At 40.0% G+C, this 23,279-nt stretch carries 22 protein-coding genes; 11 read left to right on the top strand and 11 right to left on the bottom strand.

The window, feature by feature from the left end:
- Positions 1-93 precede the first annotated feature (93 nt).
- The gene (locus tag LDL79_RS10860) at positions 94-510 is read left to right on the top strand and encodes a DUF983 domain-containing protein (RefSeq protein ID WP_167596203.1); all 417 of its coding nucleotides are present in this window, start codon (positions 94-96) and stop codon (positions 508-510) included.
- On the opposite strand, the gene LDL79_RS10855 is transcribed toward LDL79_RS10860, so the two are convergent.
- From LDL79_RS10855 to topA, 7 genes are all read right to left on the bottom strand, one after another.
- Positions 485-1,540: an NAD(P)/FAD-dependent oxidoreductase gene (locus tag LDL79_RS10855; RefSeq protein ID WP_225597719.1), complete on the bottom strand. Its 1,056-nt coding sequence runs from the start codon at positions 1,538-1,540 to the stop codon at positions 485-487. The two genes, LDL79_RS10860 and LDL79_RS10855, sit on opposite strands and share 26 nt — an antisense overlap.
- 66 nt (positions 1,541-1,606) lie before the next feature.
- The gene (gene porN, locus LDL79_RS10850; RefSeq protein ID WP_225597718.1) at positions 1,607-2,497 is read right to left on the bottom strand and encodes a type IX secretion system ring subunit PorN/GldN; all 891 of its coding nucleotides are present in this window, start codon (positions 2,495-2,497) and stop codon (positions 1,607-1,609) included.
- 12 nt (positions 2,498-2,509) lie between these two features.
- Complete coding sequence (gene porM, locus LDL79_RS10845; RefSeq protein WP_225597717.1) at positions 2,510-4,042, bottom strand: type IX secretion system motor protein PorM/GldM; 1,533 nt, start codon at positions 4,040-4,042, stop codon at positions 2,510-2,512.
- A 47-nt stretch (positions 4,043-4,089) separates the two neighbouring features.
- The gene (gene porL, locus LDL79_RS10840) at positions 4,090-4,728 is read right to left on the bottom strand and encodes a type IX secretion system motor protein PorL/GldL (RefSeq protein WP_072984292.1); all 639 of its coding nucleotides are present in this window, start codon (positions 4,726-4,728) and stop codon (positions 4,090-4,092) included.
- A 64-nt stretch (positions 4,729-4,792) separates the two neighbouring features.
- Positions 4,793-6,166 carry a T9SS ring complex lipoprotein PorK/GldK gene (porK, locus tag LDL79_RS10835; protein WP_167596199.1) on the bottom strand — a complete coding sequence of 458 codons (1,374 nt, stop codon included), beginning with the start codon at positions 6,164-6,166 and terminating at the stop codon, positions 4,793-4,795.
- 107 nt (positions 6,167-6,273) lie between these two features.
- On the bottom strand, positions 6,274-7,440 hold the full coding sequence (locus tag LDL79_RS10830; protein ID WP_225597716.1) for a formimidoylglutamase: 1,167 nt from the start codon (positions 7,438-7,440) through the stop codon (positions 6,274-6,276).
- 3 nt (positions 7,441-7,443) lie between these two features.
- Complete coding sequence (gene topA, locus LDL79_RS10825) at positions 7,444-9,954, bottom strand: type I DNA topoisomerase (protein WP_225597715.1); 2,511 nt, start codon at positions 9,952-9,954, stop codon at positions 7,444-7,446.
- Between the two features lie 268 nt (positions 9,955-10,222).
- On the opposite strand from topA, the gene miaB reads away from it, so the two are divergent.
- From miaB to groL, 7 genes are all read left to right on the top strand, one after another.
- A complete protein-coding gene (gene miaB, locus LDL79_RS10820; protein ID WP_225597714.1) occupies positions 10,223-11,668 on the top strand; it encodes a tRNA (N6-isopentenyl adenosine(37)-C2)-methylthiotransferase MiaB in 1,446 nt (481 codons plus the stop codon).
- Positions 11,669-11,678: 10 nt separating this feature from the next.
- Positions 11,679-12,935 (top strand): sigma-54 interaction domain-containing protein, encoded by a 1,257-nt coding sequence (locus LDL79_RS10815; protein ID WP_072984304.1) that lies wholly within the window; start codon positions 11,679-11,681, stop codon positions 12,933-12,935.
- Positions 12,936-12,987: 52 nt separating this feature from the next.
- Complete coding sequence (locus LDL79_RS10810; RefSeq protein ID WP_225597713.1) at positions 12,988-13,503, top strand: LptE family protein; 516 nt, start codon at positions 12,988-12,990, stop codon at positions 13,501-13,503.
- A 40-nt stretch (positions 13,504-13,543) separates the two neighbouring features.
- A complete protein-coding gene (locus LDL79_RS10805; RefSeq protein WP_225597712.1) occupies positions 13,544-14,491 on the top strand; it encodes a hypothetical protein in 948 nt (315 codons plus the stop codon).
- A gap of 53 nt (positions 14,492-14,544) precedes the next feature.
- Complete coding sequence (secG, locus tag LDL79_RS10800) at positions 14,545-14,892, top strand: preprotein translocase subunit SecG (protein WP_167596192.1); 348 nt, start codon at positions 14,545-14,547, stop codon at positions 14,890-14,892.
- 146 nt (positions 14,893-15,038) lie between these two features.
- Positions 15,039-15,314, top strand: coding sequence for a co-chaperone GroES (locus LDL79_RS10795; RefSeq protein ID WP_167596191.1), 276 nt, complete (start codon positions 15,039-15,041; stop codon positions 15,312-15,314).
- A gap of 76 nt (positions 15,315-15,390) precedes the next feature.
- A complete protein-coding gene (gene groL, locus LDL79_RS10790) occupies positions 15,391-17,034 on the top strand; it encodes a chaperonin GroEL (protein WP_167596190.1) in 1,644 nt (547 codons plus the stop codon).
- Positions 17,035-17,124: 90 nt separating this feature from the next.
- Here groL and LDL79_RS10785 read toward each other — a convergent pair whose 3' ends face one another.
- The 3 genes from LDL79_RS10785 to xrtF are packed head-to-tail and all read right to left on the bottom strand — an operon-like array spanning position 17,125 to position 18,681.
- Positions 17,125-17,664 carry a DUF3347 domain-containing protein gene (locus LDL79_RS10785; protein ID WP_225597711.1) on the bottom strand — a complete coding sequence of 180 codons (540 nt, stop codon included), beginning with the start codon at positions 17,662-17,664 and terminating at the stop codon, positions 17,125-17,127.
- Positions 17,665-17,704: 40 nt separating this feature from the next.
- Positions 17,705-18,142 carry an exosortase F system-associated membrane protein gene (locus LDL79_RS17275; protein WP_225597710.1) on the bottom strand — a complete coding sequence of 146 codons (438 nt, stop codon included), beginning with the start codon at positions 18,140-18,142 and terminating at the stop codon, positions 17,705-17,707.
- Positions 18,139-18,681, bottom strand: coding sequence for an exosortase family protein XrtF (gene xrtF / locus LDL79_RS10775; protein ID WP_225597709.1), 543 nt, complete (start codon positions 18,679-18,681; stop codon positions 18,139-18,141). Before xrtF ends, LDL79_RS17275 begins: the two co-directional genes overlap by 4 nt.
- Before the next feature lie 38 nt (positions 18,682-18,719).
- On the opposite strand from xrtF, the gene LDL79_RS10770 reads away from it, so the two are divergent.
- Positions 18,720-19,178 carry a GAF domain-containing protein gene (locus LDL79_RS10770; RefSeq protein WP_072984322.1) on the top strand — a complete coding sequence of 153 codons (459 nt, stop codon included), beginning with the start codon at positions 18,720-18,722 and terminating at the stop codon, positions 19,176-19,178.
- A gap of 70 nt (positions 19,179-19,248) precedes the next feature.
- Here LDL79_RS10770 and LDL79_RS10765 read toward each other — a convergent pair whose 3' ends face one another.
- Entirely contained in the window at positions 19,249-20,502 is a 1,254-nt protein-coding gene (locus tag LDL79_RS10765) for an ABC transporter permease (protein ID WP_072984324.1), read from the bottom strand.
- 138 nt (positions 20,503-20,640) lie between these two features.
- Here LDL79_RS10765 and purH point away from each other — a divergent pair, with 138 nt between their 5' ends.
- The gene (gene purH / locus LDL79_RS10760) at positions 20,641-22,167 is read left to right on the top strand and encodes a bifunctional phosphoribosylaminoimidazolecarboxamide formyltransferase/IMP cyclohydrolase (RefSeq protein ID WP_225597708.1); all 1,527 of its coding nucleotides are present in this window, start codon (positions 20,641-20,643) and stop codon (positions 22,165-22,167) included.
- A 70-nt stretch (positions 22,168-22,237) separates the two neighbouring features.
- The gene (locus tag LDL79_RS10755; protein ID WP_009779085.1) at positions 22,238-23,266 is read left to right on the top strand and encodes a rod shape-determining protein; all 1,029 of its coding nucleotides are present in this window, start codon (positions 22,238-22,240) and stop codon (positions 23,264-23,266) included.
- Positions 23,267-23,279: the final 13 nt, after the last annotated feature.

The following is a 23,279-nucleotide window of genomic DNA, read 5'->3' as shown; positions in this document are numbered from 1 at the left end:
ATCATTAAATAAGAGACTTTAAAGCATTAAATAAAATCGGTTTTGGTAACTCGTGTTACGTATAGAATCTTTGAAAGTGCGTATTTTTACCGTATGAAAAATATCTTCAAAGGAAATCCACTCTATAGCATTTTTACAGGCAGCTGCCCGGTTTGCCAACAGGAAAGTATGTATGTAAAAAGCAATCCGTATAAGTTATCTTCTACCTTAAAGATGCACGAGCGCTGCTCGCATTGTCACACCAAGTATAAAATTGAACCTTCATTTTTTTACGGCGCTATGTATGTGAGTTACGCCGTGGGTATTGCTTTTGCGGTGGCCGCATTTGTAATTTCTTATTTTTTTATAGGTACAGGCCTAGTCACCGCTTTTTTCGCTATCATAGGCACGCTATTTATTTTTGCACCAATTATAATGCGTCTAAGTCGAAATATCTGGATTAATTTTTTCTTTGATTACGATCCGGAAAAAACAAATAAAGCACCTAGAACTTCTTCGGAAAACGCATAATTGATAGTTCTTCATCTAGCGCCTCACCCAATTCAAGATGCGCATAAAGTTGCTGCGCAAGGTAAGGTGCCATCATTGTTCCGCGAGTTCCTAAACCATTAAGAAGCACGAGTTGTTTATACTGTGGATGAACGCCCAAAAGCGGCCTGCGATCACCGGTCGTTGGTCTCACAGCAGCATGTTGTGCTACGACCTCAAATTCAAATTTGAGCACCTTATTTAATTTCTCAATAAGTTCCTTTCGCGCCTCTTCTGTGGGTATCGAATCTTTATCCTTCCAATTGAAAGTCGCGCCTACTTTATAGATATCATTGCCTAATGGAATTAAAAAAAATGAAGCTTTCACAGCTTGAGTGAGTTTTAAACCCGGCGCGTGAATATCTATATATTCTCCCTTATTCCCCACTAACGGAAGCTTGTTAAAAAAAGGATTTTTATGAATTCCGTAGCCTTCGGCGAAAATGACTTTCTTAGCCAAAATCTCTTTATACTGCACTTGATGCTCCCCTAGCAATTGTAATGCTTCATACTCAAAATCCTCTTGAGCATAGGCTCCTATGGTTTCCAAATATGCTTTATACACATCTAATAACTTCGGAATATCAATCTTAAGGGTTTCACGTACTTCACCACAGTGCAGCTTTGCCTCCACTTGAGGCGCAACATCACTTTTTAATTGTGAATGGAGAAATCGTGATAAAATAGGTTTGTCCGAAGCTTCAAACCAATTGTTCTGATCTTCAACCGAAGAAAACAATTTATACACCTGAAGTTGCTTTACTGCTTCAACCTGTAATCGCGAAGCTAAATCATTAAAGAAGGCATTCGCTAAATCAAACTGCATTTCGCCCTGCCACGGCATCGTATAGCGCTTTAGAATCACCGGATTGATCAAACCCGCAGCAACCCGACTTGCGGCATCCGTTTGCTTATCTATAATAGTAAAACTGTGCCCCTTGCGTTCTAAAAGATCTGCGAAAGCCATCCCGGCGAGACCGAAACCTACAATAATGTAATCAACTTGCTTCATCTGGTAAAAATAGGGTATAAAAAAACGCCTTAAAAAAGGCGTTTTTATTTTATCTCGAATGTGCAATTAATAATTCCACATATCGATTTCAAAGTTTCTTATTTGCTCTTTGATACGTTGCGATTCTAACAATTGCATCATCGCATTATCTGCGATATACTCTTTAACCTGTCGGTCTCCTTGAATATTATCTACTTGATAGATTACCCCATTAAAACGTCGTGAGTTCAAGATGTGATCAAAAGAAATAGGCTGTGCAGAGTTTTGCGGATTGAATACCTTAGCTTCATGTAAAACTTCACGAGCAGTAGGATACCAAACCCAAAATAATGGTACCATTACAGGATCTTCATCATCAATAAAGTTTACATCAGGAGCCACAGGAGCTAACCCAATCAAACGATACTTCAACTCTCCTTGACGCTTGTCAAAATACCAATACCCTCGAATCCAGTACTGCTCAATATCAGCTGCTGAAATATCTCTGCGATCAATGTATTGCTCATCAACTTCATAACCGGCATTGATTTGCTCGATCCCTAGATCTGTAGTATCTACACGAGACATTGCTGCGGCAATATCATTCAATTCGATTTTTTGATTAAAGTATGAATCGGCATAGATGTCAAGCTTTCCTTCCTTTACATTTTTCACAAGAACATCATATAATGATCTTCTATCAGAACCAATATTATTGGTATCTACCGGATAATATAATGGGAAGTTTACACGCTCATCAAGATCAACGATTTCCCAAGTATTCTTACCCCATAAAACATCACGGCTATCAACATAGCCATAAGGCAAAGGTTTATCATTATCTAGCTGAATCTGGCTTTCTGTTTTCTCAAACATTTCACCAGGCATTTTAGCATTGAGAATATTAGTTTGTGCCGAAACAGCACCTCCTAAAATCATCAAACATAATATGCTAAAAGCTTGCATCTGGCTTTTCATACAATCTCTTTTTTAATTAGTAAGCTCAATCAGTACAGGTGAAACTTTCTTAAGTCTGTAACTGCTGTTTCCTGCAATTTGAGCATCAATATCAAATATCTGAACGGTAGATCCTCGTTGCGCTCTACGTAATACATCTTTTGCGCGCGAATCTAGTTTGTTACCGCTCACTTGCACGGTAGGCTGTCCTGGCACGTTAAACTTGAAACCGGTTACTCTAAGATTCAATTCAAAATCAAAGTCAGGTAGTTTTGCACTTACCTCAGATATCTCTAACGAATTACGTTGCATCTTTAGTATCCCATCTTCCCCGCGCACGGCACCTATAGGACTTGGAATATCTTTAATACGGAATTGTTTGGAGTCACTTACTTTAGTGCCGTCAGCCAATGTCCCAGAAACGCTAATGGTTACTTCACGACCCTGTCCAGGATTCATTACATAGCTACTACCAGAACCTTTTGAAAGTCCGGGAGCACTAGCGCTAACATTATTATCGGCAACACCTGCAAAACTAATAGTCATTGGGTTTGCTACCCCACGATAAACTACATTCATTTTATCAGCAGAAATCGTAGCTGAATTAGGCTTGTTTATTACCGCGTAAGAATCTAAGATAGGTATCGTAACAATAGAGTCACCTTCTTTAAACTGAAGCTCACCTTCAATTTTACGTTCTCCTACAGATCCTGCTGGAAAATCTAAAACAACTTGTCCTGCTGAAGTTTGCTCAATTTCTTTTCCATTCACTATAACCTTCTCAAAATTTAAAGAGTTATCATAACGTCCAAGAATAACTTTCCCTTTGAAATTTTCACTTGAAAAGAAGGCACTTTTATCTGGAACTACAATAGCTTGATAGTTTGTAAAAGACACATCCTTACTCAACTGCCCTTGCAACAAGGAAGAATAAACTTCTGACTCTGCAGTACGCACATCGTTTTGCATTTGTGTAAAACGTGTGATTGATGCCGCTAATGGATATCCCAGAAAGTTATAGCGCAACCAATCAATCTCCTTACCGTCTTTGTTAATTTGTGGCTCTACAGCAAATGTACGCTCGATAATTGCATTAACTTGACTAAACTCCGGACCCAAAGCAGTTTTCATTTCTGACTTATAGTTCTCGATTTTGGCTAAGAACGCATCACCTTGTTTCGTATAACGATCTCCGGTAAACCATAGTTCATCAAGAACAGCGGTTTTATCTAAGTTCGCATAACTACTGGTATCGATACCGTCTGTAAGTGTGTCTTTTATGCTTCCTAAGTAGTTAAAGAATTCATCTGATATTTCTTTAACCTCTTTCGCTTTTCCTAGCAACGGTTGATACTTAGCCGGTTGCTCGGTAGCTTTTTCTTCTAAACCAGCCATTGCCAGCTGATTGTCTTGTTCTAAACGCGCATTTGAACTAGTGAATTTGACGTCAAATATTTTAAACGCATTTAAGATCTCTTTATCTACGTTCATCGCGATCATCGCAATAAAAACGAGATACATAAGATTGATCATTTTCTGTCTTGGCGACTGTCCTCCTCCTGCCATAGTGTGGTTTTTCTACTGAATTATTAAATTAGTTTCAAGAATTCAGCTTAGCGCTTATTCATTGCAGAAAGCATTCCACCATAAACGCCATTAAGAGAAGAAAGGTTAGTCGCTAGACTTTCCATTTGTTCTTTAAGTCTTCCGGCGTTATTAGCAACCTCATTATTAATTTCAGCCTGACGACCTGCAGCTTCAACCTGTACTTTATACAAGCTGTTTAAAGATTCTAATTGTGCAGCAGCAAGTGACATTTCTTGGCTGTATTTTTTTGTAGAGTTCATAGCTTCAGCAGTAGGAGCCATTCCTTTGGCTGCTCCTTCAAAGCTTCTAATACTTGTGCTTAAGCTGGTCATCAATTCAGAATCAATGCGTGCATCTTTAAGCATCGCATCTAGTTTTTCTGAAAGTAAACCTTTAGCTTCTGTTGGCTCTTCAACAAGTTTAGCTTTTTTAACCGCTGGAGCGTCTCCGGCAAGTTCAGGGTAAACTAACGACCAGTCTAATTCTTGGGTTGGTCTTTCAAAAGCTGAATAACCAAATACCAAAGCTTCAACAACCATCCCTAGTGTTAAGATCTCAGATCCTCCGGGCCAGTGCTGAATTTTAAAAAGTGCTCCTACAATTACTACTGCCGCTCCAAGACCGTAAATCATATTAGTCACTGAAAGTTTTCCTTTTTTTGCCATTTTAATAGATTTTTTGTTTTTGTGAAATTAGGTTAAGATATATTTTGGGGAAATATATTAGAGGTTAGCGTCGAGACGGGCCTTTTCTCATATTGACTTCTTGATCTACTCCAAGATAGTCTTGAACGGTTCTAAACCCGATGTAACTACGTGCAGAATCTGCATATTCATAGTCACGTGTGCTCACTTGAATTAAGTAAGCAACATCTTTCCAAGAGCCGCCGCGCACCACTTTGCGCTCATTTTTAGTATCGTTTACATTAGGGTTCATTGTAGAAATGTACTCGTATGCATTAGGATCGTATGATGATCCTACCCACTCCGAAACATTTCCTGCCATATTATACAAATCGTAATCATTAGGCTCATAAGAATCTGCCTCTACCGTGTACAATGCCTGGTCAGCTGCATAATCACCACGCAAGGGCTTAAAGTTTGCCATAAAACAGCCACGATCGTTCTTAGTGTAAGGACCACCCCAAGGGTAAGTCGCTCCTTCAAGACCACCACGCGCAGCATATTCCCATTCTGCTTCACTAGGAAGTCTAAAACGGTTTACAAGTTCTTGACCACGTTGTTTCTTATACGAATTCTTATTATCAGTACGCCATTGGCAGAATGCTTTTGCTTGCTGCCAGCTAACTCCAACTACAGGATAATCATCATAAGCACTATGCCAGAAGTAATCGTTATGCATAGGCTCATTATAAGAGTAAGCAAAATCCTTGATCCAAACTGTAGTATCAGGATAAATTTTGGTTTCTTCAGTAATGATAAAATCTTTTCGAGAACCTTTCTTTTGGCGGGCCGCAGCCTCCATATCTAGATACTTGTATTTAAAAACAAGCTTTTCTACGTCTACCGTACGCTGCCCGTTATATGCCTCTTCTAATGGAATATACATCGTATCCATCACAGAAACGTAATACTCATCAGGGTAATCCATAGGATCTTCGATGAGATCAACGTTCCAGTTTAATTTACGGTCACTATAGTCATCACTTAAGCTATAGTAGTTATCATACATATATTGCTCGTAAGGCGTCATATTATCAGGATCATAATCCTGAAACGCATATTCACCTATCCCACCGGTCCCCGGGGTTTCCCCCATAAGATCAGCTTCGATCGCTAAACGTGCACGAATAACAGAGTCTCGCACCCAGCTTACAAATTGACGGTATTCTGAATTGGTGATTTCGGTTTCGTCCATATAGAATGAACGAACAGTAACAGTTTTAGTTGGGGCATTCTTGATGGCTGCGATATCATCATCACTTTTACCCATGATAAAAGCCCCACCAGAGACTAACGTCATTCCGTAGGGTTTTTCAGGATTCCATTTTTTGCCTTTTACTCCCACAAGTTCGCCACGGTCATTGCGACCACAACTCACTAATAAGCTTACCATCGCAATAAATGCAATAAACTTCTTCATAAGTAAATTAGGTTAAATCTAGATTTGAGACAGTAAACCTATCTATAAAAATGCTAAAAAGCAATTTTTTGATAAAAATAACATTCAAACCCAGAAATTTTTGTTAATTAAATTTCGTTCTTGCGTTTTGCCTTATACCATCGCTCGGGAATCTCCTGATTACAGGCGTTCTCATAATCTTCTTGCGTGCAAGGTAATAACGTATGTCGCTTTAATTTATTATTAACACCTTCTAAGAAAGGTATTTCTATCCACCATCGTTCTGACTTGGTACTTTTATAAAAGCTCAACAGCTCATCATCTACCGGAACATTGTAATGCAGAAAATCTGTATCCCGATCAGTTAGCGATTCAGTCATTCTGTAATTTACACCTTCTATAAAATACCAAACTAATTGTGCAACCAATGCCGAAGCGGTCTCTGTGTTCCCTTCTAACAGATATTCAAAAATCCCAAAAACACTTACACGATCGCTAAGTCCCGCATATCTGGTAATGGCACAGGCTTCTCTTCCGTTGAAACCATTTACCTTTTCAGGGTACATTCCTCCTAAAACTTCAGCTTGAACCGAAGAAAGATCAAAGCTCACCACATCAGCGTCTCGCATCACAGGCTCAACACTACTTAAATTAGATACCGTATTCCCCAGCCTAAACGAGTCAAAATACAGTTTTTCCATCAAGTCAATTTCCTCCTGACTATTATAGTAGGTTTGATACCCCAAGTTGGAATAATTAAACAAATTGTAAGGCTGATCTACGATTATTTTACCCACAAAAGATTTGTGCGTCATAGGCAGACTGCTGTCGCCCAGATCAAAACAACCATCAACATTCACCAGGTTAACCATTTGATCCAGATTATCAAAAGCGCGATACAGCGCATACGTCAAATCCTGACTTCCTCCTATAACGACTGGAATCACGTTATTTTTTACCAGCTGCGCAACCATATCCTGAAGCGCATAAAATGTATCTGAAGTTTGATCGCCAGCTTCTAAATCTCCCAGATCTCCAATTACCGTATGCCAATTTCCCGGAAACAATCGATACAACGCTTTGCGTATAGGCGCAAAATCAATCAAGGTTTCCTGAGTGTCTGCTGCGCCCCGATTTTCACGAACACCTATTATGGCGATCTGAAGTTCGCTAAGATTGGGCAACCCATCTTGGCGTGTATGCAAGCGAATCTGATTAAATAAACTTTGCTCATGTAATAATGCGGAATGCGCTATTACAGCATCTGAAATAGGCAGAAGGTTCTCAAAAGCCATGGACTACTTCTTTTTTGCAGTTGATTTCTTTCGGGTAGTTTTTTTCTTAGTCGCTTTTTTCTTTGGCTTAGGACCTTGCTTTTCTAGAATATCTTTCACCTCTTCAAGCGTCAGCTTTTGAGCATCTACCGTTTTTGGAAGCTCGATCTTCACCTTACCTTTAATGATATTCGATCGTCCCCATCTGGCTTTTTCAACGCGGATGCCTTCATCTTTGAAGTCGTGAATGATCTTATCTTTTTCCTTTTGCTTTTTATCTTCAATTAGCTGAACGATATCTTCATCAGAAAGATTATCAAAGTCATACTTCTTATTCACATTGATAAACATTCCATCCCATTTGATATACGGACCAAAGCGTCCAACACCTTTTTGCACCGGCTTATCTTCATAATGATAAATAGGCGCATCAGCTTTTTGTTTCTCCTTAATATAAACAACCGCCTCATCGTACTCAACCTCTAAAGGATCTTTTCCTTTTGGAAGCGACACATAGGTTTTACCAAATTTCACATAAGGACCAAAACGCCCGTTATTTACCTCAACCGTCTCTCCTTCAAACTCACCCAATTCACGCGGAAGCTTAAACAGATCCATAGCTTCTTCAAATGTGATGCTTTCTAACTGCTGATCAGGAAGGAGACCTGCAAACCTTGGTTTCTCTTCATCTTCCACCGAACCTATTTGTACCATTGCACCGTACTTCCCTAAACGCACGCTTACCGGCTTTCCGGTTTTAGGATCTTCTCCTAAAACACGCTCACCAACTTCACGCTCTGCATTTTCGGCAACATTCATTACTTGAGGATGAAAATCTTTGTAAAAGTCTTTCATCATTTTAGTCCACTCCTCGTTTCCTTCTGCAATCTCATCAAAGTTTTCTTCAACTTTTGCCGTGAAATTGTAGTCTAAAATATTCTCAAAGTGATTTACCAAAAAGTCATTCACCACCATCCCAACATCTGTTGGCACGAGTTTTCCTTTATCTGAACCTACCTTTTCCGTAAGCTTCTTAGCGCTCACTTTTCCTTTCTTAAGCGTAAGTAGGTCGTATTCTCTTTCGGTACCATCTACATTACCTTTCTCGATATATTTTCTGTTCTGAATCGTAGTAATGGTAGGCGCATAAGTTGAAGGTCGCCCGATACCTAATTCTTCTAATTTTTTAACCAAAGATGCTTCTGTATAACGGTAAGGCGCTCGGGTAAAACGCTCTGTTGCCGTAATCCAAAGATTGTTTAGCGCTTCGCCTTCTGTCAACGGAGGCAGGATTCCGCTTTCTTCTTGATCTTCATCGTCGGTTCCTTCAAGGTACACTTTTAAGAATCCGTCAAATTTGATCACCTCACCATTTGCAGTAAAATTAGAAGCGTGATTAGACGATGCGATCTGAACATTAGTGCGCTCCAGTTTAGCCTCACTCATTTGCGAAGCGATTGCACGCTTCCAGATCAACTCATATAAACGTGCCTGATCGCGCTCCAGATTTACAGTATGTCTGCTAAAATCTGTAGGTCGTATCGCTTCGTGTGCTTCTTGAGCTCCTTTACTCTTTCCTTTATAATTACGTTCTTTATGATACTTCTCGCCGTAAGCAGAAACGATCTCATTTGCTGCTCCTTGTTTTGCATCTTGAGAAAGATTCACACTATCAGTTCTCATATATGTAATAAGACCAGCCTCATAAAGACGCTGAGCCATATTCATTGTTTTACTCACCGAGAAGTAAAGCTTTCTTGATGCTTCCTGCTGAAGTGTTGACGTCGTAAATGGTGGCGCCGGATTCTTTTTAGCAGGCTTTGTGGTTAATGCTTCAACCGTAAATGTAGCGTCAGCATTCGCTTTTAAGAATTCTTCAGCTTCCTTTTTAGTATCTAAATTCTTCGGAAGTTTTGCTTTTAAGGTTTTTCCATCTGCATTGGCAAATTCTGCGTCAACCCTAAAATAGTCTTCGGTATTAAAAGCCTGAATTTCGCGCTCTCGCTCTACAATAAGACGCACAGAAACAGATTGCACCCTTCCGGCGCTGAGTCCGCCCTTTACTTTCCTCCACAAAACCGGAGAAATCTCATACCCCACAAAACGATCTAAAACACGTCTCGCTTGTTGTGCATTAACCAGATTGTAATCTATATCCCTCGGATTCTCAATTGCTCGTAAAATAGCCTTCTTGGTAATTTCAGAAAAGACAATACGTTTGGTTTTATCTTTATCAAGTTTTAGTTCTTCGGCAAGATGCCACGCGATTGCTTCTCCCTCCCGGTCCTCATCACTCGCTAGCCAAACCGTCTCTGCCTTTTTCGCTAGATCCTTCAGCTTTTTAACAACCGCTTTTTTGTCTTTATTGACCGTATATTTTGGCGAAAAATCACCATCTACATCTACCCCAAGTTCTTTTGTTGGCAAGTCTGCAATATGCCCAAAACTACTCTCTACCTTAAAATCCTTACCTAAAAATTTCTCAATAGTTTTTGCCTTTGCAGGTGACTCAACAATTACCAGATTTTTTGCCATAATGCTCTTTTCAAAAATTTGTCATTTAAAATCCTAAAGACTGCACAAGTCTACATTTTTTCTGACTTTAGATTGGCAAAAGTAGTAGAAAATTTATTATTCGGTATCCTGCCCCTGTTTATAGCAACAAATAAAACCTACCTGAAGGCGTCCCAAAAATCCATTGCACCCCTTTAAAATTTCTTTTCCATTTTCGGCTTAATGACACTTTGTCACAACTTTTGTTAATCGTATCTTTGCCCACTATTTTTAGTTAGCAGTACGTATTATGGAGAAGATTATTGACGAAAGCAAACAAGGTGAAGCACTGGTTCTCGAGCCGCAAACCACCAATGGTAAAAAGCTTTTTATAGAAAGTTATGGTTGCCAGATGAACTTTAGCGACAGCGAGATCGTGGCTTCTATATTAGCCAAAGAAGGCTACAATACCACCCAGCATTTAGAAGACGCCGATCTGGTTTTAGTAAATACCTGCTCTATTAGAGACAAGGCTGAACAAACGGTACGTAAGCGTCTTGAGAAATACAACGCCGTTAAAAAAGGAAATCCAACAATGAAAGTTGGTGTTCTAGGCTGTATGGCAGAGCGCTTAAAAAGTAAATTTCTTGAGGAAGAGAAGATCGTTGATCTTGTTGTAGGCCCTGATGCATATAAAGATTTGCCTAATCTTTTAGGCGAAGTTGAAGAAGGTAGAGACGCCATCAATGTTATCCTCTCTAAAGAAGAAACCTATGGCGACATCGCACCGGTGCGTTTGCAAAGCAATGGCGTTACCGCTTTTGTGAGCATCACCCGAGGTTGCGATAATATGTGTACCTTTTGCGTGGTGCCGTTTACCCGTGGTCGCGAGCGCAGTAGAGACCCTCAAAGTATTGTTGAAGAAGTAAATGATCTTGCGGCAAGAGGCTTCAAAGAAGTAACACTTCTTGGGCAAAACGTAGATAGTTATTTATGGTACGGTGGCGGTCTTAAAAAAGATTTTGAAAAAGCCAGCGATATGGCAAAAGCTACAGCTGTAAATTTTGCAGGCCTACTCAGCCTAGTTGCCGAAGCACAACCTAAAATGCGCATTCGCTTTTCCACTTCTAACCCACAGGATATGACGCTTGATGTGATAAGAACGATGGCAAAATATCCTAATATATGTAAATACATCCACTTACCTGTACAGAGTGGTAGTGATCGTATTTTAAAAGAAATGAATCGCCTGCATACCCGTCAGGAATATTTTGAGCTTATAGACAATATCAGAGAAATTATGCCAGATTGTGCGATTTCTCAAGATATGATCACCGGTTTCCCTACCGAGACCGAAGAAGACCATCAAAACACCTTGAGTTTGATGGAATATGTAAAATATGATTTCGGGTTTATGTTTGCCTATAGCGAACGCCCGGGAACTTTAGCTGCACGTAAACTGGAAGACGACATACCATTAGATGTAAAAAAACGTCGCTTAGCCGAAGTGATCGCGCTTCAACAAGAGCACTCTTTATATAATACACAAAAGCAAGTAGGCAAAACGGTTGAAGTTCTTATTGAGAAGGCCTCAAAAAAGAGCGATGCAGAATGGGCAGGTCGCAATTCACAAAATACCGTAGTTGTATTCCCTAAAGAGCACTATAACGTAGGCGATTTTGTAAATGTTGAAATACTAGATTGTACCAGCACTACGCTCTTAGGAAAAGCCGTTGGATATTCAGATAATAATTAATCGATTATAGATGGAATCAGTTCACGCAATAAAACAGCGTTTTGGGATCATTGGTGATGACCCTAAGCTCAACAGGTCGATTGAAAAAGCAATTCAAGTTGCTCCTACTGATATTTCGGTTTTAGTGACCGGTGAAAGTGGTGTGGGAAAAGAGAGCATTCCGCGTATCATTCACTCCCTTTCACACCGCAAACACAACAAGTATATCGCCGTAAACTGCGGTGCGATTCCTGAAGGAACCATAGACAGTGAACTTTTTGGTCACGAGAAAGGTGCTTTTACCGGCGCAACTTCAACCCGAAGCGGTTATTTTGAAGAAGCAGACGGTGGAACCATCTTTTTAGACGAGGTAGGCGAATTGCCTTTACCTACGCAAGTACGCCTACTGCGGGTTTTAGAAAACGGCGAGTTTTTAAAAGTAGGTTCGTCTAAAACCCAAAAGACCGATGTACGCATTGTAGCAGCTACAAACGTCAAAATGTTTGACGCTATAAAAAATGAGCGTTTTAGAGAAGATCTTTATTATCGCTTGAGCACGGTAGAAATTAACCTTCCGCCGTTGCGCGATCGCAAAAATGATATTCATCTTTTGTTTAGAAAGTTTGCTTCAGACTTTGCCACAAAATATAAGATGCCTACCATTAGATTAGAAGACGATGCTGTGCAAAATCTTTTAAAATATCGCTGGTCAGGAAACATCAGGCAGTTGCGTAATGTGGCAGAGCAAATTTCGGTTTTAGAGCAAAACAGAAGTATTTCCGCAGAAAAATTGAGAGCGTATTTACCTGATACCGGTTCCAACTTGCCCGCAGTTATTGGCCAGAATAAAAAGAGTGAAAGCGATTTTAGCAGTGAGCGCGAGATTCTGTACAAAGTGCTTTTTGACATGAAAAGCGATTTAAACGATCTTAAAAAACTCACGCTTGAATTGATGGAAAACGGTAACAACGCCACGGTTCAAGAAGAGAATAAATCACTGATCAAAAAAATCTATAGCGAAGATGACAGCGACGCTTACGAAAGCGCCGAAGATATTACCGAAGTGCTTCAGCTTCCTGAAGAATCAGTGGTGAGTTCGCCAATGAAAGATAAGTATCATTTTGCTGAAGATGTAGAGGAAGAAGAAACCCTTTCGCTTCAAGAAAAAGAACTCGAACTGATTGAAAAATCTTTGGAACGCCATAACGGAAAACGCAAAGCTGCCGCCAAAGAATTAGGCATCAGCGAGCGCACACTGTACCGAAAAATAAAACAATACGATCTATAAAATCCATTAAGCCTAGCGCACGTTATAGCATAACAACAGAAGCTTCTCGTTTATGAAAAAACTACAAATTGCCTTTTTATTTTTAAGCCTGCTTTGCTATAACAGCTGCGGATTCTATTCGTTCACCGGAGTAGATATCGGCTCTGCCGAATCGTTTTATGTGCGTTATTTTCAAAACAATGCGCCCATTGTAGAACCGGGAATTGATAGAGATTTTACGTTTGCGCTTTCAGATCTTATCCAAAATCAGACCAGCTTGAATCTTTCGGCGAATGCAGAAAGTGCCGACTTGATCTATGAAGGTGAAATTGTAGATTACTATTTTGCTCCGCAAACGGCGACCTCAGACAACGTCGCCGCACAAACCCGACTGACGATCGTGATTCTTTGTAGATTCACCAATAAATCTATCGCAGACGGAAGCCAGGATTTTGAAAAACGCTTTTCCTTTTTCGTCGATCTGGCAGGTACGGCACAGCCGGTAGGTGCAGTTTTAGATGGCGCTATCGAAGAAATTTACGAACGTATCACGCAAGATATTTTTCAAGAATCGCTTGCCAATTGGTAATCCATTAAGTAACCTGTCAAACATCTCGCCTATTGCGTATATGAATACAGAAACGTTTACATATCTTTTAGAACACCCTGACACGATCAATTCAGAGCAAACTTCGCAGCTGAAAACGGTGCTTAACGAATTCCCGTTTTTTCAGGCTGCGCGTGCCTTGCATCTAAAAGGTTTAAAAAATGAAGACAGTTTCTTATACAACACGCAATTAAAAAAGACTGCCGCACATACCCAGGATCGTGCGGTGCTTTTTGATTTTATCACTTCAGATATTTTTAATCAGCAAGATATTAGCGCGCAAATAAAAGCTCAGGAAGCTCAGCTTTTAAATATGACCGTCACGGATGCCGTTGATGTTTCTGCTGAAATGGAAGCCGAAGAATTAGAGAAAGCCAACAAAGTTTTAGATCCTGAATTTTTTATTCCGAAGGAAGAACCAGAAGTAGCCCAACCGGAAGAACAGCTTCAATTAGGTAAACCTCTTGATTTTAATAAAGCCGAAACGCATTCCTTTAGCGAGTGGCTAAAGCTCACATCCTTCAATAAAATCAACCGTCCTGAAGAAGAACCACAGCAAAAAACAACTGATCTAGACGCCGGAGAAAAAACCGCAACCCATGTTGAGTCAGTAACACCTTCAGTCATATCAAAAGAAGTTGCAGAACCAACCTCAGAAGAATCATCTACAGAGCCGGAACCAGACGCTGAGCGCGCCCGCAGATTAGAATTGATTGACAAATTTATTGAGAGCAACCCTAAGATCAAGGTAAGCGCTCCTGACAGCTCATTTAAAAAGCCCAATCTAGAAGACCGTTTTCAGCCTAATGACAGCTTGATGACCGAGACTTTAGCTCGCGTATATGTTGAGCAAAAAAACTTTTCAAAAGCCAAACAAGCTTATAGAATTTTAAGTTTGAAATATCCGGAAAAAAGTGGTTTCTTTGCAGACCAAATTCGGGCAATAGAAAAATTGCAAGAAAATAAATAAACAACTTAGCGGAACAAGCCAGAAATTAAACCGCATTTTATAAAGTCAAAACTATGTTTTTTATATTTTTAGTTTTAATCGTAATTGTAGCCTTTTTACTTATCGTTGTAATTATGGTACAAAACCCTAAAGGTGGTGGTTTATCTTCTTCTTTTGGAGGCGGTGGTTCTCAGCAAATAGGCGGTGTAAAAAAGACCGGCGATTTTCTTGACAAAAGTACCTGGGGACTTGCGACTGCGTTATTGATTCTAATTCTTATTTCTAACGTAACCATTTTTGGTGGTCGTTCAGCTAACGAATCTAAGGTTATTGAAGGTGAAGATGTAGAAAACATTATGCCGGTTCAAGACGTTCAGGCTCCTACAAATGCAGCACCTGCTTCAGACAGCACATCAAACTAAATGACAGTTTAGACATATCCAATTTAGAAAGACCGCAATATTGCGGTCTTTTTTTTGCCGTTTTGTCAGTGAAATTTTGATGGCATAATTTCTGACTATACAGCAGCACAACTAAGAAAATTGTTAACTAAAAATTTATATTAAAAATGGGAGTAAACATTAAACCTCTTTCAGATCGCGTTTTGGTAGAGCCAATGGCTGCCGAGACCAAAACAGCTTCAGGACTCTATATTCCTGACACAGCAAAAGAAAAACCTCAGCAAGGTAAAGTTGTAGCTGTAGGAAGCGGTAAAAAAGACCACGACATGACCGTAAAGGTAGGAGACACTGTTCTTTATGGTAAATATGCCGGGACCGAATTAAAACTAGAAGGCACTGATTATCTTATCATGCGTGAGGATGATATTCTTGCGATAATCTAAGCCTTAATTCTTCTATTTAACTTTAATAACAACACGCTATTTTTCGCAGCCGCGAAAAATTTAAATAACATTAAAAATGGCAAAAGATATAACCTTTGACATCTCAGCAAGAGATGGCATTAAGCGCGGTGTAGACGCACTCGCAAACGCAGTAAAAGTAACTTTAGGACCTAAAGGTCGTAACGTAATTATCAGCAAGTCTTTTGGTGGACCACAAGTAACCAAAGATGGTGTTTCTGTAGCAAAAGAGATCGAATTACAAGATGCTCTTGAAAATATGGGAGCGCAAATGGTAAAAGAAGTTGCTTCTAAAACTAATGATCTTGCCGGTGACGGTACTACTACCGCAACCGTACTTGCTCAGGCAATTGTACAAGAAGGTCTTAAAAACGTAGCTGCTGGCGCAAACCCAATGGACTTAAAACGCGGGATTGACAAAGCAGTAGAAGCGATCACTAAAGATCTTGAAAAGCAGACTAAAGAAGTAGGAAGCTCTTCAGAAAAAATTAAGCAAGTTGCAGCGATCTCTGCTAACAACGACGATGTAATTGGTGAGCTTATCGCTGAAGCATTTGGTAAAGTTGGTAAAGAAGGTGTGATCACTGTTGAAGAAGCAAAAGGTACCGAAACTTACGTTGATGTAGTTGAAGGTATGCAGTTTGACCGTGGATATTTATCTCCGTATTTCGTTACTGACAGCGAAAAAATGCAAACTGAATTGGAGAACCCTTACATCTTGTTATTTGACAAGAAAATTTCTTCAATGAAAGATTTATTACCGGTTCTTGAGCCAGTTGCTCAATCAGGTAAGCCTTTATTAATCATCGCTGAGGATGTAGATGGTGAGGCATTAGCTACTTTAGTAGTTAACAAATTGAGAGGTGCACTTAAGATCGCAGCAGTTAAAGCTCCTGGTTTTGGTGATCGCCGTAAAGCAATGTTAGAAGATATTGCAATTTTAACTGGTGGTACTGTAATCAGCGAAGAGCGCGGTTTCTCTCTAGATAACGCAACTATCGATATGTTAGGTACTGCTGAAAATGTAACTATCGATAAAGACAACACTACTATTGTAAACGGTTCTGGTAACAGTGACGATATCAAAGCACGCGTGAATCAAATCAAAGCGCAAATCGAAACTACAACCAGCGATTATGATAAAGAAAAACTTCAAGAGCGTCTTGCTAAACTAGCAGGTGGTGTAGCTGTACTTTATGTAGGTGCTGCCTCTGAAGTTGAAATGAAAGAGAAAAAAGACCGTGTAGATGACGCACTTCACGCAACACGTGCAGCTGTTGAAGAAGGTATCGTAGCCGGTGGTGGTGTAGCTTTAGTACGCGCAAAACGTGTACTTGAATCACTTGAAGCTGCTAACGCAGATGAAGCTACAGGTATCAAAATTGTAAACCGTGCGATTGAATCTCCTTTACGTACTATTGTAGCTAACGCCGGCGGCGAAGGCTCTGTAGTTATCGCTAAAGTAATTGAAGGTGATGAAGACTACGGTTATGACGCTAAGACTGATCGCTACGTGAATATGCTAGCAGAAGGTATTATTGATCCTAAGAAAGTAACGCGTGTGGCATTAGAAAATGCAGCATCAGTTTCTGGAATGATCTTAACTACCGAATGTGCATTGACTGACATCCCTGAGGAAGCTCCTGCGGGTGGCGGTGGAATGCCAGGCGGAATGGGTGGCGGAATGCCAGGCATGATGTAAGCGCGATCCGCACAGTCAAACCTTTTAAAATAAAAATCCCTTCAGAATATTCTGAAGGGATTTTCTTTTTTAAGCCTCTACTCTTTTCGCTTAGTTTATCTCAGCATCAACAGTACCGCAATTAAGCATAACATCTCCAAAATACGGATTGTAAATTTTCTCCTCATTTGAGATCCAATACGCACCTTTTCCATCAAAAGCCATCGGGCAGTATTGATAATATAAGGTTCCTGAAACTATATTTTCTTCCACCAGGTCTTTAACCCCAACGGTTACTGCTTCAAAATGTTCCCGCTGAATATTCACATCATCTTCATCAGCAATTGCCTGAATCGCCTTTACAAAACCCAACTCCAGAGTACTAGCTTCACTGTTTTTAAGCATTACTTGTGCTGCATTTTTTGCTGCTTCAGCATCTGTATTTACCAAGGCCGTTTTTAAAAGGTTATAATCATCATACACCTGAGCAACTTCGGGATTTTTAAATGCTGCGTTGCGCTCTTCTGAGGAATACGCTTCGGATTTATGAGCGGTTTCTTCTTGAGAAACTTCGACTGTTTGCCGCTTCGATCTTGAATCTCCACAAGCCACTAGCACGAGTAAAACAACACTTATATATATTCTTTTCATTCTATAAATTCTTTAAAAAATAATTCAGCAAATATACAAACTAGGTTTTGCTAAGTAGTTTTTGATAATAGAAAGCAGGCACTAAAACCAACAGTAAGATGGGTTGTATTAAAAAACGTCGCACATAAAATAAAAACATACTCCACTGCGCGTCATAAATACCAATGATCGTCACAAAAGCTATTATCAACAATAAAAACAAACAACCGTACAACAAAAGTGCGATTCTAAAAATTTCTTTCTTCGGAAAAAGCACTACTAATATCAATATTGATAACGCGGAGTTTAACCAAAACCGAAGTATTACGTGAAGATAAAGTTTGAGAGCGTCTAACTCAGGAAGGCTTATCGCTTGCAGATATTCTCCTTCAAAAAAACGCAGAAACGGGTCGTAAAAAAGTTGTTCTTGCCAATATCTAATAGCAATTAAACAAAAAATTGCAGCACTAACAATGCTTATTTTGAAAAGTAATTTCAACCTGCCTGCTTTTTAAAATTGCGTACCCAAAGCAGCCACAGTAGAACAACCAGACCGTAAATAATGGCCGGAAACACAATATCATGCAATAGATTTTGAGCTTCAGGAAAGCGATACAAACCGATGCTCAGCAAAGCAATTCGCAAAATATTCACGACATAAATCAATATTACACCGCCTAAAGTAAAAAGAATGGTACGTTGCCAACCTTGAAAAAAAGCCATCACAAAAGCGACAAACAAAATAATGACACTCATTGCATTACATCCCTCTACCACTCGAGCAACATAAACATTCTCAACGCCGAGCACCATGGAAGCTTCTTCAGGATGCGGCGCCAACTGCGTTGCATACCCAAATAAATCAACAAGCCACGCACTTTGCACGGCAACTTGATGCGTGATGTAATCAGGATAATAGCTGCTTGACTCTGATCTACTCAGATAAAATCCATAAAGTAAACTCAGCACCACATACACTCCTAAAAATGTAAGGATAAATAAGATTACCGACTTATATTTGCCAACTATTTTAAACAATTTCAACACGGTTTAGACCGCCCTAAATTACAAGAAAAATGACGTTTGAAGCCCTAAAACCTGAAGTATCAAAAATTTTAGACAGCAGCAACCTATCTGTTGAGCATCGCTTAGAAGAAATATGCACGTTACTTAAAGATAATGTGACGTATTATGACTGGGTTGGCTTTTACTTTAAAAATGGGGATAAAAACGAACTGAAATTGAGTTCGTATGCTGGGGCTCCTACAGACCACACCATTATCCCTTTTGGGAAAGGAATTTGCGGCCAAGTCGCTGTCTCTAATCAAAACTTTGTTGTTCCTGACGTTGCCGCGCAGGACAATTACATTGCGTGCAGCATCACTGTAAAGGCTGAAATTGTTGTCCCGCTTTTTGTTAATGGTGAAAACATTGGGCAAATCGATATTGATTCAAACACTCCAGATCCCTTTACTGAAGCTGACGAGCGCTTTTTAGAATGGGTTAATGAGCAGGTTTCTTCGATCTTGGCATAGCAACTACCTCTAAGAAAATATTCATTAGGCAGTACCTGGAAACAGCGCTGCCTTTTTTAGGATTAAAGGATTACATTCCGGTTCTGATGGCTTCTACAGGATCAAGTCGCGAAGCCATAAATGCAGGCACAATTCCTGCGAAAAGCCCAATCACGATAGAACTTGACAATCCATAAAATATATTGGTTGCCGAAAGCACAAACTGAAAGTCTCCTGTAAATTGCGACATGACCTGCGCAATGATCCAAACGAGTCCCAGACCGATCAAACCTCCTATTGTGGCAAGAATCACCGATTCAAATAAAAACTGAAGTAAAATAAATCGGTTTTTGGCTCCTAGTGCTTTTTGAATTCCAATCAAATTGGTACGTTCTTTCACGCTCACAAACATAATATTTGCAATACCGAAGCCTCCTACGAGTAAAGAAAATAACCCAATAAAACCACCAATAGTAGACATGGTGCCGGTGATATTATCGATCAAGTCTGTAAAGCCCGAAAGCTGATTGATAAAAAAGTTGCTTACATCATTAGGCTTCAATCCTCTGAGTTGGCGTAGACGCTGCTCAAGAACCGCATTAAATTCAGGGATATCAACACCCTCAGCCGGCTTTACCACAATTTGAGGAAAAGCTGATTTATTATTGCTTCCATAAATACGGCGCACCACATTTACAGGCAAGATCACCATGCCATCTTTAGACGGACCAAACATACTGCTTCCCTCCTTCTCTAAAACTCCGATTACCGAAAAGCGCTGTCCATAAAGTCGCACTTGTTTACCAATAGGATCTAAACTTCCGAATAAACTTTCGGCGATTTCTTGACCCAAAACCAAAACATTTGAACCACTATTGGATTCTGACTCATTAAAAAATCTTCCGTCAGTAAGCTGCAAAGCTTCGATATTATAATACCCGTCAGTCACAGGAATAATGTTTACTCCCGTCACTAATTTATCTCCGTACTTTATAGATTCGGCGCCTACATTTAAGCTGAAAGATGCCGCCTCAACATCAGGAACATTTCGTTTAATATACTGGTATTCGTCATAACTCACATCTGGAAACTGCTCGCGTTTCCATTGTGGAATATCAGTGGGCGCAAACGAAAAACGCATGATGATAATCGTGTTATTATCTAACGAAGCAAGGCTACCTTTGATCTCCTGTTTGAGCGAGTCTACTGCAGCAAGAACCCCGATAATTGAAAAAATACCAATGGTCACCCCCAGTAAGGAAAGCAGGGTACGCAACTTATTATTGCGCAACGCATTGATAGCAAAAGCAAGACTTTCTTTTAATACCCTAAGATAGATGAGCATAAAGGCGTTTTAATTTGAACACAGGTATGACGCAAAAGCCCGCTGTGTGTTACAAATTTAAGCTAAGAAATTACGAAAATTAGCAAGCTATTTTAGTAGTTAAATTCATACTTTTGCACCCAAATTAAAAATTTCTTCATGAGCACTCCGATAAAGGCAAAAGCCGCGCTGATTTCCGTTTTTAGTAAAGAAGGCCTTGAGCCGTTGATTAAAAAGTTTGATGAATTAGGTATAACCCTTTATTCTACGGGGGGTACAGAGAAATTCATTAAAGATCTTGGCGTTCCGGTTGTACCTGTTGAAGATGTGACTTCTTATCCTTCAATTTTAGGTGGAAGAGTAAAAACCCTTCACCCTAAAGTTTTTGGTGGAATTTTGAACCGTCAAGACAATGAGAGCGATGTTGCTGAAATGAAAGAATACGACATTCCGCAACTTGACATTGTGATCGTTGACTTGTATCCTTTTGAAAAAACGGTTGCCTCAGGAGCTTCAGAACAAGATATTGTTGAAAAAATTGATATCGGTGGTATTTCATTGATTCGCGCCGCTGCAAAGAACTTTAAAGACACGCTTTGTGTTTCTTCGGTTGATGATTATGAAGAGGTTTTAGAGCTTATCAGCGCAAATAAAGGAACGACCACGCTAGCTGACCGTAAGCGTTTTGCCGCAAAAGCATTCAATGTTTCATCGCATTATGACACTGCTATTTTTAATTACTTTAATGAAGAAGAAGTAGTTTACAAAGCGAGCTACACGCAAGGTAAATCTTTACGCTACGGAGAAAACCCACATCAAAAGGGAACCTTCTTTGGTGATTTTGACGCGATGTTTGACCAACTTCACGGTAAAGAATTATCATACAATAACCTGCTTGATGTTGATGCTGCGGTTAATTTAATGGCAGAATTTCAAAATGAAGCGCCCACTTTTGCAATCTTAAAGCACAATAATGCCTGTGGCCTTGCCCAGCGCGACACCTTACATCAAGCTTACGTAGATGCTTTAGCCGGAGATCCGGTTTCTGCTTTTGGAGGAATTTTGATCGCTAATAAAGAAATTGATAAAGCTACTGCTGAAGAGATTCACAAATTATTTTGTGAGGTAGTTATCGCTCCTAGCTATTCTGAAGAAGCACTTGAAATTTTAAAAGGAAAGAAAAATCGCGTGCTTTTAATTCAAAAGCCAATTGCGCTTCCTAACGATCAAGTGCGCAGTTGTTTAAACGGCATTTTAGTTCAGGATAAAGATGCAAAAACAGATAGTCTTGAAGATCTTTCTACCGTCACAAACAATAAACCTACAGAACAAGAGTTAAGTGATTTAATCTTTGCTTCTAAGATCTGTAAGCATACCAAATCAAATACGATCGTGTTTGCAAAAGGTAAACAACTTTGCGCAAGCGGCACCGGTCAAACTTCACGTGTTGACGCGTTACGTCAAGCTGTGGATAAAGCGGTTTCTTTTGGTTTTGACCTTAAAGGCGCAGTTATGGCCAGTGATGCATTTTTCCCGTTTCCGGACTGTGTTGAACTCGCTGACAAAGCCGGAATCACAGCGGTAATTCAACCGGGTGGCTCTATCAAAGATCAGCTAAGCATTGATTATTGCAACGAAAATGAATTGGCCATGGTAATGACCGGAACCAGACATTTTAAACATTAAAAAATCATATTTTTTAACTACATTTAAGATTTAACCTTTAGCATACTCACCCTAATTTCCAACAGCGCATATGGGCTTTTTTGATTTTCTTACCGAAGAAATAGCGATAGATCTTGGTACCGCAAACACCCTTATTATTCACAATGACAAAGTTGTGGTTGACAGTCCGTCTATTGTAGCCCGAGACCGCATGAGCAATAAGATCATTGCTGCCGGTAAAGACGCTGCGATGATGCAAGGTAAAACGCACGAAAACATCAAAACCATTCGCCCGCTCAAAGACGGTGTAATTGCAGATTTTGATGCCAGTGAGCAAATGATGAGTATGTTCATCAAAGAGATCCCGGCGCTTAAGAAACGTATGTTTGCTCCTGCGCTTAGAATGGTGGTATGTATTCCGTCAGGAATCACAGAGGTTGAGATGCGTGCGGTAAAAGAAAGTGCTGAGCGTGTCAACGGTAAAGAGGTTTACCTGATTCACGAGCCTATGGCTGCGGCTATTGGTATTGGCGTTGACATTATGCAGCCTAAAGGAAATATGATTGTAGATATAGGTGGTGGAACCACTGAAATCGCGGTGATCGCTTTAGGTGGAATTGTATGTGATAAATCGGTTAAAATTGCGGGTGATGTCTTTACCAATGACATCATTTATTATATGCGCACCCAACACAACTTGTATGTTGGAGAGCGCAGTGCGGAAAAAATAAAAATTCAAATAGGAGCAGCAACCGAAGATTTAGAGGTTCCGCCGGAAGATATGAGCGTTCAAGGACGTGATTTGCTTACAGGGAAACCAAAACAGGTTCAAATCTCATTTAGAGAGATCGCTAAAGCTTTAGATAAATCTATCTTACGTATTGAAGACGCCGTGATGGAAACGCTTTCTCAAACGCCTCCGGAACTTGCTGCAGATATTTACAACACCGGGATTTACCTTGCCGGTGGTGGTAGTATGCTGCGCGGACTAGATAAGCGTTTGTCTCAAAAAACCGACTTACCGGTGTACATTGCTGAAGATCCTTTGCGCGCTGTGGTGCGCGGTACCGGGATCACGCTTAAAAACCTAAACAAGTTTAAAAGCGTACTCATCAAATAATAGCATCGTGATT

The organism is Leeuwenhoekiella palythoae (genome assembly GCF_020310025.1).
Taxonomy (GTDB): Bacteria; Bacteroidota; Bacteroidia; order Flavobacteriales; family Flavobacteriaceae; genus Leeuwenhoekiella; species Leeuwenhoekiella palythoae.
This window is presented reverse-complemented; position numbering and strand designations above follow the sequence as displayed.

Coding starts and splice junctions, on each gene's coding strand:
- LDL79_RS10855 (WP_225597719.1), bottom strand. CDS start 1,540: ATGAAGCAAGTTGATTACATTATTGTAGGTTTCGGTCTCGCCGGGATG.
- porL (WP_072984292.1), bottom strand. CDS start 4,728: ATGGCAAAAAAAGGAAAACTTTCAGTGACTAATATGATTTACGGTCTT.
- LDL79_RS10810 (WP_225597713.1), top strand. CDS start 12,988: ATGAAAAAACTACAAATTGCCTTTTTATTTTTAAGCCTGCTTTGCTAT.
- LDL79_RS10770 (WP_072984322.1), top strand. CDS start 18,720: ATGACGTTTGAAGCCCTAAAACCTGAAGTATCAAAAATTTTAGACAGC.
- LDL79_RS10860 (WP_167596203.1), top strand. CDS start 94: ATGAAAAATATCTTCAAAGGAAATCCACTCTATAGCATTTTTACAGGC.
- porM (WP_225597717.1), bottom strand. CDS start 4,042: ATGGCAGGAGGAGGACAGTCGCCAAGACAGAAAATGATCAATCTTATG.
- LDL79_RS10795 (WP_167596191.1), top strand. CDS start 15,039: ATGGGAGTAAACATTAAACCTCTTTCAGATCGCGTTTTGGTAGAGCCA.
- LDL79_RS10785 (WP_225597711.1), bottom strand. CDS start 17,664: ATGAAAAGAATATATATAAGTGTTGTTTTACTCGTGCTAGTGGCTTGT.
- secG (WP_167596192.1), top strand. CDS start 14,545: ATGTTTTTTATATTTTTAGTTTTAATCGTAATTGTAGCCTTTTTACTT.
- groL (WP_167596190.1), top strand. CDS start 15,391: ATGGCAAAAGATATAACCTTTGACATCTCAGCAAGAGATGGCATTAAG.
- miaB (WP_225597714.1), top strand. CDS start 10,223: ATGGAGAAGATTATTGACGAAAGCAAACAAGGTGAAGCACTGGTTCTC.
- LDL79_RS10805 (WP_225597712.1), top strand. CDS start 13,544: ATGAATACAGAAACGTTTACATATCTTTTAGAACACCCTGACACGATC.
- porN (WP_225597718.1), bottom strand. CDS start 2,497: ATGAAAAGCCAGATGCAAGCTTTTAGCATATTATGTTTGATGATTTTA.
- LDL79_RS10755 (WP_009779085.1), top strand. CDS start 22,238: ATGGGCTTTTTTGATTTTCTTACCGAAGAAATAGCGATAGATCTTGGT.
- LDL79_RS10765 (WP_072984324.1), bottom strand. CDS start 20,502: ATGCTCATCTATCTTAGGGTATTAAAAGAAAGTCTTGCTTTTGCTATC.
- porK (WP_167596199.1), bottom strand. CDS start 6,166: ATGAAGAAGTTTATTGCATTTATTGCGATGGTAAGCTTATTAGTGAGT.
- topA (WP_225597715.1), bottom strand. CDS start 9,954: ATGGCAAAAAATCTGGTAATTGTTGAGTCACCTGCAAAGGCAAAAACT.
- LDL79_RS10830 (WP_225597716.1), bottom strand. CDS start 7,440: ATGGCTTTTGAGAACCTTCTGCCTATTTCAGATGCTGTAATAGCGCAT.
- LDL79_RS10815 (WP_072984304.1), top strand. CDS start 11,679: ATGGAATCAGTTCACGCAATAAAACAGCGTTTTGGGATCATTGGTGAT.
- purH (WP_225597708.1), top strand. CDS start 20,641: ATGAGCACTCCGATAAAGGCAAAAGCCGCGCTGATTTCCGTTTTTAGT.